The sequence below is a fragment of the Vibrio pomeroyi genome (assembly GCA_041879425.1).
GTDB classification, from domain to species: domain Bacteria; phylum Pseudomonadota; class Gammaproteobacteria; order Enterobacterales; family Vibrionaceae; genus Vibrio; species Vibrio pomeroyi_A.
This window is the reverse complement of sequence record CP090855.1, coordinates 758,081-772,928: the sequence shown is the minus strand read 5'-3', so window position 1 is coordinate 772,928 and position 14,848 is coordinate 758,081. Positions and strand designations below refer to the sequence as shown.

Genomic DNA, 14,848 nt, shown 5'->3' with positions numbered 1-14,848 from the left:
AAAGGGCGGGGGAGGCTTTAGTTCTAGCGATTAATCAAGATTAATCAAATTGGTTAGACGTATTCGCTTCGCCCGCTGCTTTCAGTGCATTCTCACCAGCGAAGTACTCTTTGTGGTCATCACCGATGTCTGAACCAGACATGTTTTGGTGTTTAACACATGCGATGCCTTGGCGGATCTCTTTACGTTGAACATTTGCAACGTAACCCAACATGCCTTGGTCGCCGAAGTACTCTTTCGCAAGGTTGTCGGTAGACAGCGCTGCAGTGTGGTAAGTCGGTAGCGTAATCAAGTGGTGGAAGATACCCGCTTCACGAGATGCGTCCGCTTGGAATGTACGAATCTTCTCGTCAGCACTTGCAGACAGTTCAGTCTCGTCGTATTCCGCGCTCATTAGGTTTGCACGGTCGTAAGCTGATACGTCTTTACCTTCAGCAACCAATGCATCGTAAGCTTGCTGACGGAAGTTTAGCGTCCAGTTGAATGATGGAGAGTTGTTGTAAACCAGTTTCGCGTTAGGGTGAACTTCACGAACGCCGTCCATCATCTCTTTGATTTGACCGATGTGTGGCTTTTCAGTCTCAATCCAAAGTAGGTCAGCACCTGCGTTGATTGCTTCAATACAGTCGAATACACAACGGTCTTCACCAGTACCTTGGCGGAATTGGTATAAGCCTGAAGGTAGACGCTTAGGTCGAACTAGCTTGCCGTCACGGTTAAAGCAAACGTCGCCTTCTGCCATATCTGCAACATCGATCTCTTCAACATCTAGGTATGAGTTGTAGATATCACCTTGGTCGCCCGGCTCTTTCACTACTGCGATTTCTTTTGTTAGACCAGCACCCTGAGAATCGGTACGAGCAACAATAACGCCGTTGTCGATGCCTAGTTCAAGGAAAGCGTAACGAAGTGCACGAAGTTTTGCGTGGAAGTCAGCGTGTGGAACCGTTACTTTGCCGTCTTGGTGACCACATTGCTTCTCATCGGCAACTTGGTTTTCAATTTGTAGACAACATGCGCCCGCTTCAATCATCTGTTTAGCCATTAGGTAAGTCGCTTCTGCGTTACCGAAACCTGCATCGATATCCGCGATGATTGGCACCACGTGTGTTACGTGATTGTCGATTTTGTCTTGGATAAGGTCTTGTTGGTTAACGTCGCCCGCTTCACGTGCAGCGTCTAGCTCACGGAATAAACCACCCAGTTCACGTGCATCAGCTTGGCGCAGGAATGTGTATAGTTCTTCTACTAGGCCTGCAACCGATGTTTTCTCATGCATTGATTGGTCTGGAAGTGGACCAAAGTCTGAACGAAGTGCAGCAACCATCCAACCTGATAGGTATAGGTAGCGGCGATCTGTCTTGCCATCAAAGTGCTTCTTAATAGAAATCAGCTTTTGTTGACCGATAAAACCATGCCAGCAACCTAAAGACTGAGTGTATTGAGAGCTGTCTTTATCGTAAGCCTCCATATCCGCACGCATGATATCTGCCGTGTATTGCGCGATATCTAAGCCTGTTTTGAATTTGTTTTGAGCTCGCATACGAGCAGCAGATTCAGCATTGATTGCATCCCATGGAGCACCTGCAGCGCTTTTTGCAACTTCTATCATTTCGATATCTTGTGTAATTTGCGACATAACTATTCCTTAGTTTCACGTGGGGTATGGTTGCCAAATTGGCTTGGATTAAAACTTTGCTATGGACAAAGAATAACCACGCATGTGATAATTTTGTTAATTTATAGTTATTATATTCGGTATTTTTCTTATGAATATTGCTCGTATAGACCTTAATTTGCTTGTGTATTTAGACATGTTGCTACGTGAAAGAAACGTTACACGAGCGGCAAATCAATTAGGAATAACTCAACCAGCCATGAGTAATGGACTGCGCCGACTACGCGATCTGTTTGAAGATCCACTATTGGTGAGAACCAGTGAAGGGATGGTGCCAACCGAGCGCGCGCAAAAGTTGCAGCCGTTGATTCGTAACATTTTGGCGAATGTAGAAAAGACACTCCAGCCGACCACAGAGTTTAATGCAGAAGACAGTGAACGCGTGTTTCGTATCATGGCGAGTGACTATGCTGAGTCGACCATTATTCAACCGCTATTGAAAAAACTGAGCGAGATAGCGCCGAAAATCCGACTGGATATAATGACGCCAAGTGATGTGAGCTATCAGGATGTAGAACAAGGCACAGTGGACATTATCATCAACCGTTTTGATGACATTCCACAGTCCTTTCACCAGATGAGTCTTTGGCACGACGGGTTTTCTTGCCTATTTAGCTGTGATAATCCAATAGCCGATAACTTTGATATTTTGTCTTATTTAAAGGCGCAACATATTTGGGTAAGTAAGACGGGGATGGGAACCGGAGTCGGGATCAACCCAAGTGAAGCGCAAAAGCTCGGTTGGATAGATGAAGCGTTAATGCGCATTGGTAAAACCCGCAACATCACGGTGTTTACCCGACATTACCTGTCTGCGATTCTCTTCGCTCAGCAGAAAAACCTTATCCTTACTATTCCAACCAAAGCCGCGCAATTGCAGCGCAACAACCCCAATTTGTTAATTAAACCAGCCCCATTTGCGATTGAACCTTTTGAGGTGAAGATGGCGTGGAGCCCATTATTACAAACCAATCCAGACCACCAGTGGATGCGTCGCTTGATCAAAAGTGTCGCCAATGAAATCGAAAGTGGTGTGACGGGATAACACAGTTTTTGAGGTATTTCTTTTGTGAATATCCAATATAAACGGCATAAATTAGCTAAATTTTCGTCAGTTACGTAAATTTATTTAGTAGTCAGCGGTTAATTTGAGAGAGATTTTATGAGCAGTCGTATTCAACAGGGAAGCTTGAGCATTGATAGCACCCTCTACCAATTAATTAATGAGCAGGTCATTCCTGGAACAGGCATTGTCGCAGAGGACTTTTGGCAATCTTTCGCAGCCATCCTTAAAGATTTGGCACCAAAGAACCGTGCTTTGCTTATCAAGCGTGAAGATCTTCAACATCAAATCGATGTGTGGCACCAAGAGCGTGCTGGTCAAACACTGGATGCAGCAGAGTATAAACAGTTCCTACAGCAGATTGGCTACCTTGTACCTGAGGGCGAAGACTTCCAAGTTACCACCGCAAGCGTAGAGCCTGAAATTGCAACACAAGCTGGGCCGCAGCTTGTGGTGCCTATTATGAACGCGCGATTTGCACTTAACGCAGCAAACGCGCGCTGGGGCAGCTTATACGATGCGCTCTACGGCACTGATGTGATCAGCGAAAGCGACGGTGCCGAGAAAGGTGGAAGCTTTAACCCTGTTCGTGGCGCTAAAGTAGTGAGCTATGCTCGCGGGTTCCTTGATGACGCTGCGCCGCTGAATGGTGTTTCTCATAAAGACGTCACCAAATACAGCATCAGCAATGTGAGCATTGGCAACACGCTGACAGCGACGTTAGATAATGGCGAAGAAGTCACTCTCATTGATCGCAACCAGTTTATTGGCTATCAAGGAGACGCAAGCGCGCCTTCTTGTATCCTGCTTAAACACAATAACCTCCATATCGAAATTCAAATCGACCCGAGCGCGCCAATTGGCAGCGTCGATGTTGCGGGTATTAAAGATGTACTGGTGGAATCGGCACTGACTACGATTATGGATTGCGAAGATTCTGTCGCTGCGGTTGACGGTGAAGACAAAGCATTGGCTTACCGAAACTGGTTAGGCTTAATGAAGGGCGACCTGCAAGAGTCGCTAGAGAAAAACGGCAAAACCATTGTTCGTAACCTGAATCCTGATCGTCAATACACCAGTGTGACGGGTGGTGAAATCTCACTTAAAGGCCGCAGCATGTTGTTCATACGCAACGTGGGCCACCTAATGACTAACCCTGCGATTATTGATGCCGAAGGTAATGAAGTGCCTGAAGGTATCATGGATGGCATGGTGACATCGCTTATCGCAATGCACGATTTAAAGGGGAATAGCCCTTACCAAAACTCGACCGCGAATAGCATCAATATTGTTAAACCTAAGATGCATGGCCCGGAAGAAGTGGCTTTCACTAATGAGTTGTTTGGTCGCATTGAGGATGCACTAGGTTTAGACCGCTTCACCATCAAAGTCGGCATTATGGACGAAGAACGTCGTACCTCTGTGAACTTGAAAGAGTGTATTCGCGCAGCCAAAGACCGTGTCGTATTCATCAACACAGGTTTCCTAGACCGAACGGGTGATGAGATCCACACCAGTATGGAAGCGGGTCCTTTTGCTCCTAAAACACAGCTGAAAACCATGACATGGATTGGCGCATACGAAGATCAAAACGTTGATCTTGGCTTAGCTTGTGGCCTGCAAGGTAAAGCCCAGATTGGTAAAGGTATGTGGCCAGAGCCAGATAACATGGCCAAGATGATGGACGCGAAAATTGGACACCCACAAGCCGGTGCAAATACTGCTTGGGTTCCTTCTCCAACAGCGGCGACCCTGCATGCCTTGCACTATCACAAGGTGAGTGTTCCTAGCCGTCAGAAAGAGCTTCGTGAGCGTGTAAGAGCCAATGTTGACGATATTCTTACTATCCCGCTGCTAGGTAACCAAAAGCTGACTGCTCAAGATATCCAAAACGAACTGGACAACAATACGCAAGGTATTCTTGGTTATGTAGTGCGTTGGATAGACCAAGGCGTAGGTTGTTCGAAGGTGCCTGATATTAACGATGTAGGACTAATGGAAGACCGAGCAACGCTGCGTATTTCAAGCCAACATATCGCTAACTGGTTACGTCACGGCATTTGCGAGGAAGCCCAAGTAATGAAAACCATGAAGCGTATGGCAGCAGTGGTTGATGAGCAAAATGCTGGGGATCCAAGCTACCAAAATATGGCGCCTGATTTCGAAAACAGCATTGCGTTTTCAGCAGCGTGTCAGTTGGTATTTGAAGGCTGTGCTCAGCCGAGTGGTTATACCGAACCTGTGCTACATGCGATGCGTCTAAAGTTGAAAGCGCAGAGTGTTTGAGTCGGAAAGTGCTAAATCGCAGATAAGCGAAAGCACAAAAAGCCTAAATCACTGAAATAGCAAAGTGATCTAATAATAAAAATAGAGAAAGAAAAATACTAAAAAAGAAACCCCCTTTAACCGAGCCCAAGGTGCCGCGCATTATAGCGCGGCTTTTTTTTAGTTTTTAGTTAGATGCGGGATCTGAGATTGGATGCGGGATCAGAGATTAAAAGCAGTTATATTATCTCTCACCAAACCTAATTTTCACCAAAACTTTAGTTCCCATCGAAGCTTAGTTGCCACCGAAACATAGATACTTAATATCCATGTACTCGTCGATGCCTTCTTTAGCGCCTTCACGGCCAATACCTGACTGTTTCACCCCACCGAAAGGTGCAACCTCAGTTGAGATCATGCCGTCGTTAATACCAACCATACCGTACTCAAGTGCTTCTGCTACCTTCCATACACGGTGGATATTCTGGCTGTAGAAGTAAGACGCTAAACCATAAATGGTGTCGTTCGCCATTTCGATCAGCGCTTCATCGCTGTCGAACTTCATAATCGGAGCGACAGGGCCAAAGATCTCTTGTTGAACGATGTCCATATCGTGCTTCACGTCTTTAAGAATGACAGGCTGAATGAACAATCCCGCAAGCTCTTGAGTTGGAGTGACAGGCTGTGCACCTTGTTCAATGGCGCGGTCAATCAAACCTTGGATGTTCTGCTTCGCTCTTTCGCTGATCACAGGGCCAATGTTGACGTCCGCGTCTAAGCCGTTGCCAATTTTAAGTTGCTGCACCGCTTGGTCGAATTTAGCCACAAACTCGTCGTGCACCTTGCTGTGAATATAGAATCGGTTAGCACAAACACAGGTTTGGCCTGCATTACGGAATTTCGAAGCCATTGCGCCTTGAACTGCAGCATCGATGTCGGCATCGTCAAACACGATAAACGGAGCATTACCGCCAAGCTCCATCGAGGTACGTTTGATGCCTTTTGCCGCTTGAGCCATCAAGATACTGCCAACACGGGTAGAGCCTGTAAAAGAGATCTTCTTGATTAATGGGTGTGATGTGAATAGCTCGCCAATTTGTTCTGGGCTGTCACCCAATACCACTTGAAGCAGATCTTTAGGAACACCCGCTTGGTAAGCCAGCTCAACAACAGCAAAAGCAGAAAGTGGCGTTTCGTCAGAGGGCTTCACAATAAAACTACACCCAGCCGCTAGAGCAGGTGCAGCCTTACGAGTGATCATCGCAATCGGGAAATTCCACGGTGTGATGGCACATGCTACGCCAATCGGCTGCTTGATTGTCACTAAACGCTTATCCCCAGCGGTACTTGGAATCGAGTCACCATAAGTGCGCTTGGCTTCTTCGGCGAACCATTCAATAAAGCTTGCACTATAAACTACTTCGCCTGCAGCTTCTGCCAATGGCTTGCCTTGTTCAATCGTCATTAAGTGAGCAAGGTCGTCCTTGTTTTCAATGAGCAGTTGATGCCAAGCTTTTAGTATCGCAGCGCGAGATTTAGCCGGAATTTTCGCCCACTCTTTTTGCGCAATATGAGCTCGCTCGATAGCACTGTCCAATTCTGCCTCAGATGAGATAGGCGCATGTCCAATAAGCTCACCCGTTGCTGGATTGGTCACGGCAACCGCGTTATTCGCTTCTGTCACCATAAAAGAGAGTAAGCGCTGGTTATTAATTTCTAGCATGTGATTCCTTCTCGATGATTACTTAACACGTGTTGGTGCCGTTATTGAGTTGATGTCTATGGCAGTGCTGATGATTCGCTTGAGCCTGCCAAGGTTATTCTTGCGTCCAGTTGTCTGCTTCTATCTTCGCCAGTGCTTTAGCAGCTTTTTGTAGAGCAGGTAGGAACTTGATCGCCTCGTCCGGCTTTACTCGAATCACAGGTGCTTGAATTGCTAAGCCGAGATTAGATTGGCCCGTAGGCGATGGAATAAGCACCGCAATACACACCAAACCCGGCAGAAACTCTTCGTCATCAATCGCAAAGCCTTGGATCTTCGCTTCTTCGATGTCTTGCTCTAACACTGAGTAGTCGGTGATGGTTTTGACTGTGTACTGAGTCAGTGGCACGTTTTCGATCAGTCTTCTGCGCTGTGATTTCGACATGTGAGCCAAAAACAGTTTACCTGTCGCAGAGCAGTGAACAGGAACACGAGAGCCGGGTTGCAGGTGGAAGCGAAGTGGCGCTTCGGTCTCTGCACGGTCAAGGTAGATGATCTCACCGCTCGATAGTGCGGTTAGGTTGCAGCTTTCGCCGACTTCCGCTCGAAGGTTTTCGAGAATCGTGCGTCTAGCACTGTGCATGGTGCTGTTGAACAGAAGGTTTTCAGCAAGCTTTCTGAGTCGAATGCCAGAGCTGTAATGCTTTTCATCACCGTCTCTTTGAATGATGCCTGCGGATTCTAATTGTTGCAGCATACGGTGCAGAGTAGGTTTCGGTAATCCGGTTTCTTCGACGAGCCCTTGAAGGGAAATAAACTCGTCTTTTTGCGCTATCACCTCTAATAGTGCAAAAAGTCGGAGAGTGGGCGTATCTCCTTGAACTTGTGGTGTTTCTGTTTGCATAAAGTGATTCATCCTTGCGATATGTCTATGTGTAAGAGTGTACATACCAAATCAATATTCTTCAATTATCTGAATAAAATTTGACCTTTTTTATTATTTCAATAATATAAATATAAATTATGGAACAATTAATCTCAATAAATGGAATTTTAAAATGAAAGCAATTGAACGGATTATTGATAAGGCGCACCTAGATCGTAAGCGTGTGGTGTTGAGTGAAGCTGAAGACCCTCGTGTACTCAAAGCGGCACGATTAGCGATAGATAAACAGCTTGCTTATATCACGCTGGTGGGCGATGAAAAGGCGATTATCGAAGCCGCGCAGCTGCATCATATTAACCTCGCGGGCATTCATATTGTTTCACCACAAACATCAGCACTTAAAGCCGTGTTGGCTGAGCGTCTGTATGAGTTAAGAAAAGCCAAAGGCATGACTTATGAAGATGCATTGGAGAAGGTTAAAGACCCACTGATGTTTGCCAACTTGATGGTGAGAGAAGGGCTGGTCGATGGCACAGTAAACGGTGCGGTTTATACCACTTCAGATGTGGTGCGAGCTGCGCTGCAGATCATCGGCCCAGCACCAGACAGTGAATTGGTATCGAGCTTCTTTCTGATGATGTTGTGCGAGCCTTTCCATAATCTTAAAGGCGGCATGATTTTCAGTGATTGTGGCTTGGTGATTAATCCCAATGAAACTGAACTGGCCTCCATTGCGGTTGCGGCATCAAACAGTGCTCAAACGCTGCTTATGGAAGAACCTAAGGTGGCAATGTTGTCGTTTTCTACCAACGGTAGTGCTAAACACGAATCAGTCGATAAGGTACGTAATGCCGCCCAGTTAGTGAAACAGCGTTGCCCGGGAATTGCGGTTGATCAGGACGTTCAACTCGACGCGGCGATTGTGACTGAAATTGCGGCGAAAAAATTGCCCGATTCCGAGGTGAAGGGCGAATCTAACGTTCTGATATTTCCCAACTTAGAGGCTGGCAATATCGGTTACAAACTTGCTGAAAGGCTAGGTGGCGCGGTCGCAATTGGTCCGTTGTTGCAAGGGCTGAATCAACCTGCCAATGACTTATCCAGAGGGTGCAGCGCCGAAGATATCTTCAATGTAATCGCGGTGACTGCCGTGCAAGCACAACAGTGTAAAACGGTAAATGCAATGACGGATACTGAAGCTGATGCTCAAAAATCTTCAGAAGATCAAAAAGCTGAAGAAAGAGAAGAATTAGAATTTGAGTTTAGATACTAAGGCTCACACTTAAAGCTCGCACTCACACTAAGTAAAAACACCTAATTAGGATTGCTAATGGAGTTACCTGTTTTACTCGCTATTCTTGCCACCATTGCGGTGGGTACCTACTTCCAAACGGTCACGGGTTTTGGCCTCGGTATCATCGTGATTGGTTTAACGGTCAGCCTTAATTTGGTTTCCTTACCCGTTATAGCCGCTGTGGTCAGTATTGTGACCTTGTTCAATTGCTTGGTCGCGTTGATGGGTAAGCCACTGCTTGGTGAACTCAAGATTCTGGTGGTGTTAGTCATCGGTATTATCCCCGGCGTATCGATGGGGGTGTTCTTGCTAGACGAGTTGAGCGATTCGGCCACGAATATTCTCCGAGGATTATTGGGTGCGATGGTGTTATTCGCAGGTTTGAGCTTTATGTTCAAACCTAAAACCAGAAAGGACCGTTCGGCAACGGTATCTTTCTTGTTATCTGGTTTTAGTTCTGGGCTCGCGGGTGGGGTATTCGGTATGGCAGGCCCACCGATTGTTTACCATCTCTATCGACAACCTTTTACGCTCGATCTGGTGCGAAGCACACTGCTGATGGTGTTCGCTTGTACGTCGATGTCCCGTACTGTCAATGTCTACGCTGCCGGCGACATGGAAGCGAGAATACTGTGGTTATCCGCTATTGCTGTCCCTTTGGTGGCGCTTGTTACTATGTTTGCTCGGCGTTTCCCACCGCCGTTGTCCAATGATCAACTGAGAAAACTGGTGTTTATTGTGTTGATGTTGATTGGTGGGTATTTGATGGCTGTCTCTGCATGGTCGTTGCTCGCTATTTCCTAGTTATCTCTTAAGAACCTTCCGGTAAAAGGCTAGCGGTTTGCTAGCCGATACTCCACAGCTCCCCGAAACGTAACTGCTCATTGAGTGCTCGTATAAAAAAACTTAACGCTTTAGCATCTCGAAGATGTTCCTAGATAACCCAAACAAACAGCTCTCCTGCACATCTAAAGTGATGTTACTGCGGTAGTACGGGCTTAAATCGACACCCATCCCCACACCATGAATTTCGATACCGTTTTTGGTCGACTGATGTTCAATGACTTGTTTAAGATGGTTATCCAAATAGAACTGATCATTGGCTGTGCTGGTGGCGGTATCCATCGGGCAGCCGTCTGAGAATACAATCAACACCTTTCGCGGTGCGCTATGTTGCTGCAATCGCTGGCTAGCGAACTGAACAGCTTCGCCATCAATCCCTTCTTTAAAGATGTCTGCTTTGCGAAGGCTTGCAATGCCAAGGCGAGACCGTCTCCAATGGGTATCAAAATCCTTAAACACAATGTGTCGAACTTCGTTTAAACGGCCTGGGTGTTTCGGTTGACCTTGCTTAAGCCACTGTCGATAGACCTTGCCACCGTTCCAGTTGTTGGTGGTGAAGCCGATAATCTCAAAAGGGACGTTGGCGAGTCCAACGGACTTAAGAATCGTATCCATCAACAGGCTGAGCTTGTGACTGTGTTTTTGCATTGAACCTGAGCAATCCATCAAAAAAGTGATGGCACATTGATGAGATGCGCCAATCTCTGGCTGATAAAAGACAGCACGATCTAGCGGTGAAGTGATGAGCTTGGTGATAGTGGTGGCGTTAACAATGCCTTCTTCTAAATGATCCTGACGTCGGTTCCTTTGGGGTGTGGCAACAAAGCTGGTGAGCATAGCGGCTAAGCGGCGAGTGTTCACTTGTCTCGCCATAATGTCATCGGTGAGTTTTTGCCTCAGTTCGAGTAACAGGGTGCGCCTGACGAGCTTATCTGCGGAGACCACTTGGTCAAATTCGGAATTAAAGACCTGATAATTGGCGCCCGACAGCTCGAACACCTTGCTACTGCCTGTGATGTCGGCATCGATATCTTCATCTTGAATGTTACCATCAACGATAAGTGCCAGTTGCGCGAGAATCTTGATGTCTTCTTCAACGGTAGGTGTCGGCGAGTTGTTACTCTCTTGTTCTTGGTTGATGAGCTCTTGTGCTAAAGAGGCGAGTTCATTGGCGCAGTGAGCAAACTGTAGTTGGTCTCCTCGATGCTCCTTCAAACGCTTTAGGCTGCTTCCAAAAATAGGCACGATGCCCGCACGAGTTGATTCAATGGTTTCAGCAATCGGCTCTGAAACTGGGACATTGGTTAAACGGGTATGGATGACCTGCATTAGTGTGAACAGCAACATACCGATTCGTGATTCAGTAAAGCCATTCTGATGATATTGGTCGCTCCAATACGCAAAGTTGAACTGAATGCTCTTAGTCACGCCTTTTAGGTAAGACGGAACTTGTGACTCAATTCGTACCTGTTCGCAGAAATCATACAACAGGCGTTCGACTTCGTTTTTCGGTCGTAATGAATAGTGAAGATCAGTATCTGACAACAAGAGTCTCAGTGCCGATGAATCGATCTTGCCTTGCATTGAGAGCTTGCTATTTGTTAGTTCATGGCGAGACACAAAGGTGAGATCGTTGGTGTGTGCAGACTGATAATAGCAAGGGCTATTACCGTTATAGAGACGCTCTCCCCGATAATTCAGGTTCAATTCACCACTGATCGCTCTAGCGACAGACACACCAAGGTCGAGGATCTTTTTCTGCTGAGAAGAAACATTGGCCATGGTTTACGACTCCGACTGCGCATAACTCTGAGTAGGCGTTTCTAGGGCCTCACCAAAGCAGCGGAAGTAATATTCGCTTACCAACTCTTTCTCTTCATCTTCACAACGGTTTAGGAATGAAAGCCTAAATGCCGTGGCTACGTTATCGAATATTCGGATGTTTTCAGCCCATGTAATCACGGTTCTCGGAGACATTACCGTCGACAGATCGCCCGCTCTAAAACCATTTCGCGTTAAACCAGCGGTTGCGATCATTTTCTCAACTAACTGCTGACCACTTTCATTGTTCAGTTCTGGGCGCTTGGATAACACGATCTTGGTTTCATGTTGCGGATCTAAATAGTTAAGCGTGGCGATGATGTTCCATCGGTCAAGTTGGCTATGGTTAAGCACCTGAGTACCGGAATACAAACCCGAGAAATTACCCAAACCAAGTGTGTTACAGGTAGCAAATAGGCGGAAAGAGGGGTGAGGCGTGATCACTCGGTTTTGCTCTAAAGAGGTGTATTTGCCGTCTTGCTCCAAGAGTTGTTGAATCACAAACATCACATCAGGTCGTCCTGCATCGTATTCGTCTAATACCAGAGCGATGGGCTGCTGGATGCTTTGCGGAAGAATGCCTTCTTTAAACTCTGTCACCTGCATTCCATCTTTAATAACGATGCTGTCCTTTCCTATGAAATCCAAGCGGCTTAAGTGCCCGTCTAGGTTGATCCTCAAACACGGCCAGTTCAATCTCGCGGCGATTTGTTCAATGTGAGAAGACTTGCCCGTTCCGTGTGTACCTTGTATCAACGTGCGGCGATTCGAGGTGAAACCCGCCAATATCGCTAAGGTTACTTCAGGATCAAAACAGTAGTTAGGATCGACCTTGGGTACATACTCTCCCGCATGTTCAAACGCCAATACGGTTAGGTTGCTGTCGATGCCAAAACACTCTCTCACACTTACTGGTTGCGTTGGTATCAATTCCGCATCATTCATTTTTATTCCCTCTTAATAGCTTCTATGACTGCCGCGATGGGCGATATGTCATCGATTATTAGCAGCTCACTCTAAGTTAACGGCACTTTTTGTACGAAAAACTATCAATAATGTGATCCAGTTTTATTAATTAGAATGAATTGTTCCAATTTAATATAAAAAGTTGACGCGAAAAAAATCTACTACTAAGGTGAAAATGAATTCGAAAAAAGAGACAATTCATTCCGAAAAATGAAATTTTGGTTAACTCAAGGAGAATGGAAGAATGAGTGAGCAAGAAAAACGTACGGTTGTTTCCGGCACAGTAACAATGACACCATCAGAAGCGTTCGTTGAAACTATGGTTGCTAATGATGTTACCGACATGTTCGGCATCATGGGGTCAGCATTTATGGACGCAATGGATATCTTTGCTCCTGCTGGCATTCGATTGGTCCCAGTGGTACACGAGCAAGGTGCTGCTCACATGGCAGATGGTTACTCTCGTGTATCTGGTCGCCATGGCGTGGTTATCGGGCAGAATGGCCCGGGTATCAGTAACTGTGTAACCGCTATTGCAGCGGCATTCTGGGCACACAGCCCGGTCGTGATTGTGACGCCGGAGACTGGTACTAAAACAATGGGCTTAGGTGGTTTCCAAGAGTGTAACCAGCTTCCAATGTTCCAAGAGTTTACTAAGTATCAAGGACACGTAACGCACCCAGACCGTATGGCGGAATACACGGGCCGATGCTTTGACCGCGCAATGAGCGAAATGGGTCCGACTCAACTGAATATTCCACGTGACTATTTCTACGGCGAAACTCAAACCGAGATCCCTAAACCAGCGCGTTTAGACCGTGGCCCGGGTGGTGAGAAGTCTCTGAATGAAGCGGCAGACCTGATTGCTGAAGCGAAATTCCCAGTCATCATTTCTGGTGGCGGCGTAGTAATGGCTGATGCAGTTCAAGAGTGTGCGGCACTGGCAGAACGACTAGGCGCCCCCGTAGTAAACAGTTACCTACACAATGACTCTTTCCCTGCTAGCCACCCATTATGGTGTGGTCCTTTAGGCTACCAAGGTTCGAAAGCAGCAATGAAGTTGATGGCTCAAGCGGATGTAGTAATCGCTTTGGGTACACGTCTTGGTCCATTCGGTACCTTGCCTCAACATGGCATGGATTACTGGCCGAAAGACGCGAAAATCATTCAGATTGATGCAGACAACAAGATGCTTGGCCTTGTTAAGAAGATCTCTGTGGGTATTTGTGGCGACGCAAAAGCAGCGGCTGTGGCATTAGCTGAAAGACTGGAAGGTCGTGCACTGTTGTGTGATGACAATAAAGGTGCTCGCCAAGACACAGTGGCAACAGAAAAAGCGTTGTGGGAAAAAGAGCTTGATGAGTGGACGCACGAACGTGACTCGTTCAGCTTGGATATGATTGAAGAAAATTCGCATGAGACTCCGTTCTCTGGTGGTGAATATCTACACCCACGCCAAGTATTGCGTGAACTAGAAAAAGCGATGCCAGAAGACGTAATGGTCTCAACGGATATCGGTAACATCAACTCGGTTGCAAACAGCTACTTACGCTTTGAAAAACCACGCAGCTTCTTTGCGGCAATGAGTTTCGGTAACTGTGGCTACGCGTTCCCAACCATTATTGGTGCGAAAGCGGCAGCACCTCATCGTCCTGCTATCTCTTATGCAGGTGACGGGGCGTGGGGCATGAGCTTGATGGAGACCATGACATGTGTTCGTCATAATATTCCAGTGACAGCCGTGGTATTCCACAACCGTCAATGGGGAGCAGAGAAGAAGAACCAAGTCGACTTCTACAACCGACGCTTCGTTGCTGGTGAACTGGACAACCAAAGCTTTGCGGAAATCGCACGAGCAATGGGCGCTGAAGGTATCACGGTTGATAAGCTAGAAGATGTAGGTCCAACTCTGCAAAAAGCCATCGACATGCAAATGAACGAAGGCAAAACAACCATCATTGAAATCATGTGTACTCAGGAATTGGGCGACCCGTTCCGCCGAGATGCACTATCAACGCCGGTTCGTTTCCTAGATAAGTACAAAGACTACGTATAAGTCATAGGAAGTTTGCCCGGCCAAAGCAGTCTCGTAAATGCTAGATAAAGAGTTATCGAGAATGTGGTTGGGCAAACAAATTAAGCTCTAACACTAGCCACTAATTTTAAATTGGATGATGAAACAGAACGGGTCAACGACCGAGTTGTTTTTAAAGATTCTTAATAGTGCAGATATCTAAGTATTGGGTCATATATTTCTATTATTTCGCTCTAAATATTAGAGCCCTAATGAAATAACCAAGGTGAATAGGTGTTCGGTTTCATTAATAGAG

10 protein-coding genes are annotated in these 14,848 nt (G+C 46.5%); 5 read left to right on the top strand and 5 right to left on the bottom strand.

Going from position 1 to position 14,848, the window contains the following annotated elements:
- Positions 1-40: 40 nt before the first annotated feature.
- The gene (locus tag L0992_19395) at positions 41-1,639 is read right to left on the bottom strand and encodes an isocitrate lyase (GenBank protein ID XGB70180.1); all 1,599 of its coding nucleotides are present in this window, start codon (positions 1,637-1,639) and stop codon (positions 41-43) included.
- 130 nt (positions 1,640-1,769) lie between these two features.
- On the opposite strand from L0992_19395, the gene L0992_19390 reads away from it, so the two are divergent.
- Together L0992_19390 and L0992_19385 are read left to right on the top strand one after the other, a co-directional pair.
- A complete protein-coding gene (locus L0992_19390) occupies positions 1,770-2,723 on the top strand; it encodes a LysR family transcriptional regulator (protein ID XGB70179.1) in 954 nt (317 codons plus the stop codon).
- A 117-nt stretch (positions 2,724-2,840) separates the two neighbouring features.
- On the top strand, positions 2,841-5,027 hold the full coding sequence (locus L0992_19385; protein ID XGB70178.1) for a malate synthase G: 2,187 nt from the start codon (positions 2,841-2,843) through the stop codon (positions 5,025-5,027).
- Between the two features lie 274 nt (positions 5,028-5,301).
- Here L0992_19385 and L0992_19380 read toward each other — a convergent pair whose 3' ends face one another.
- On the bottom strand, positions 5,302-6,729 hold the full coding sequence (locus L0992_19380; GenBank protein XGB70177.1) for an NAD-dependent succinate-semialdehyde dehydrogenase: 1,428 nt from the start codon (positions 6,727-6,729) through the stop codon (positions 5,302-5,304).
- A 94-nt stretch (positions 6,730-6,823) separates the two neighbouring features.
- A complete protein-coding gene (locus L0992_19375; protein XGB70176.1) occupies positions 6,824-7,612 on the bottom strand; it encodes an IclR family transcriptional regulator in 789 nt (262 codons plus the stop codon).
- Between the two features lie 154 nt (positions 7,613-7,766).
- Between L0992_19375 and pta the strand changes: the two genes are divergently transcribed.
- Entirely contained in the window at positions 7,767-8,867 is a 1,101-nt protein-coding gene (gene pta / locus L0992_19370; GenBank protein ID XGB70175.1) for a phosphate acetyltransferase, read from the top strand.
- Between the two features lie 57 nt (positions 8,868-8,924).
- Positions 8,925-9,692, top strand: coding sequence for a sulfite exporter TauE/SafE family protein (locus tag L0992_19365; protein XGB70174.1), 768 nt, complete (start codon positions 8,925-8,927; stop codon positions 9,690-9,692).
- 102 nt (positions 9,693-9,794) lie between these two features.
- Here L0992_19365 and L0992_19360 read toward each other — a convergent pair whose 3' ends face one another.
- Together L0992_19360 and L0992_19355 are read right to left on the bottom strand one after the other, a co-directional pair.
- Complete coding sequence (locus L0992_19360; GenBank protein ID XGB70173.1) at positions 9,795-11,513, bottom strand: cobalamin biosynthesis protein CobT; 1,719 nt, start codon at positions 11,511-11,513, stop codon at positions 9,795-9,797.
- A 3-nt stretch (positions 11,514-11,516) separates the two neighbouring features.
- A complete protein-coding gene (locus L0992_19355; GenBank protein XGB70172.1) occupies positions 11,517-12,497 on the bottom strand; it encodes an AAA family ATPase in 981 nt (326 codons plus the stop codon).
- Positions 12,498-12,762: 265 nt separating this feature from the next.
- Here L0992_19355 and xsc point away from each other — a divergent pair, with 265 nt between their 5' ends.
- On the top strand, positions 12,763-14,574 hold the full coding sequence (gene xsc, locus L0992_19350) for a sulfoacetaldehyde acetyltransferase (GenBank protein ID XGB70171.1): 1,812 nt from the start codon (positions 12,763-12,765) through the stop codon (positions 14,572-14,574).
- The last annotated feature ends 274 nt before the right edge of the window (positions 14,575-14,848 follow it).

Excerpts from the sequence above, each read along its gene's own strand:
- L0992_19375 (XGB70176.1), bottom strand. The coding sequence starts at position 7,612 with ATGCAAACAGAAACACCACAAGTTCAAGGAGATACGCCCACTCTCCGA.
- L0992_19395 (XGB70180.1), bottom strand. The coding sequence starts at position 1,639 with ATGTCGCAAATTACACAAGATATCGAAATGATAGAAGTTGCAAAAAGC.
- L0992_19355 (XGB70172.1), bottom strand. The coding sequence starts at position 12,497 with ATGAATGATGCGGAATTGATACCAACGCAACCAGTAAGTGTGAGAGAG.
- L0992_19365 (XGB70174.1), top strand. The coding sequence starts at position 8,925 with ATGGAGTTACCTGTTTTACTCGCTATTCTTGCCACCATTGCGGTGGGT.
- xsc (XGB70171.1), top strand. The coding sequence starts at position 12,763 with ATGAGTGAGCAAGAAAAACGTACGGTTGTTTCCGGCACAGTAACAATG.
- L0992_19390 (XGB70179.1), top strand. The coding sequence starts at position 1,770 with ATGAATATTGCTCGTATAGACCTTAATTTGCTTGTGTATTTAGACATG.
- L0992_19385 (XGB70178.1), top strand. The coding sequence starts at position 2,841 with ATGAGCAGTCGTATTCAACAGGGAAGCTTGAGCATTGATAGCACCCTC.
- L0992_19380 (XGB70177.1), bottom strand. The coding sequence starts at position 6,729 with ATGCTAGAAATTAATAACCAGCGCTTACTCTCTTTTATGGTGACAGAA.
- L0992_19360 (XGB70173.1), bottom strand. The coding sequence starts at position 11,513 with ATGGCCAATGTTTCTTCTCAGCAGAAAAAGATCCTCGACCTTGGTGTG.
- pta (XGB70175.1), top strand. The coding sequence starts at position 7,767 with ATGAAAGCAATTGAACGGATTATTGATAAGGCGCACCTAGATCGTAAG.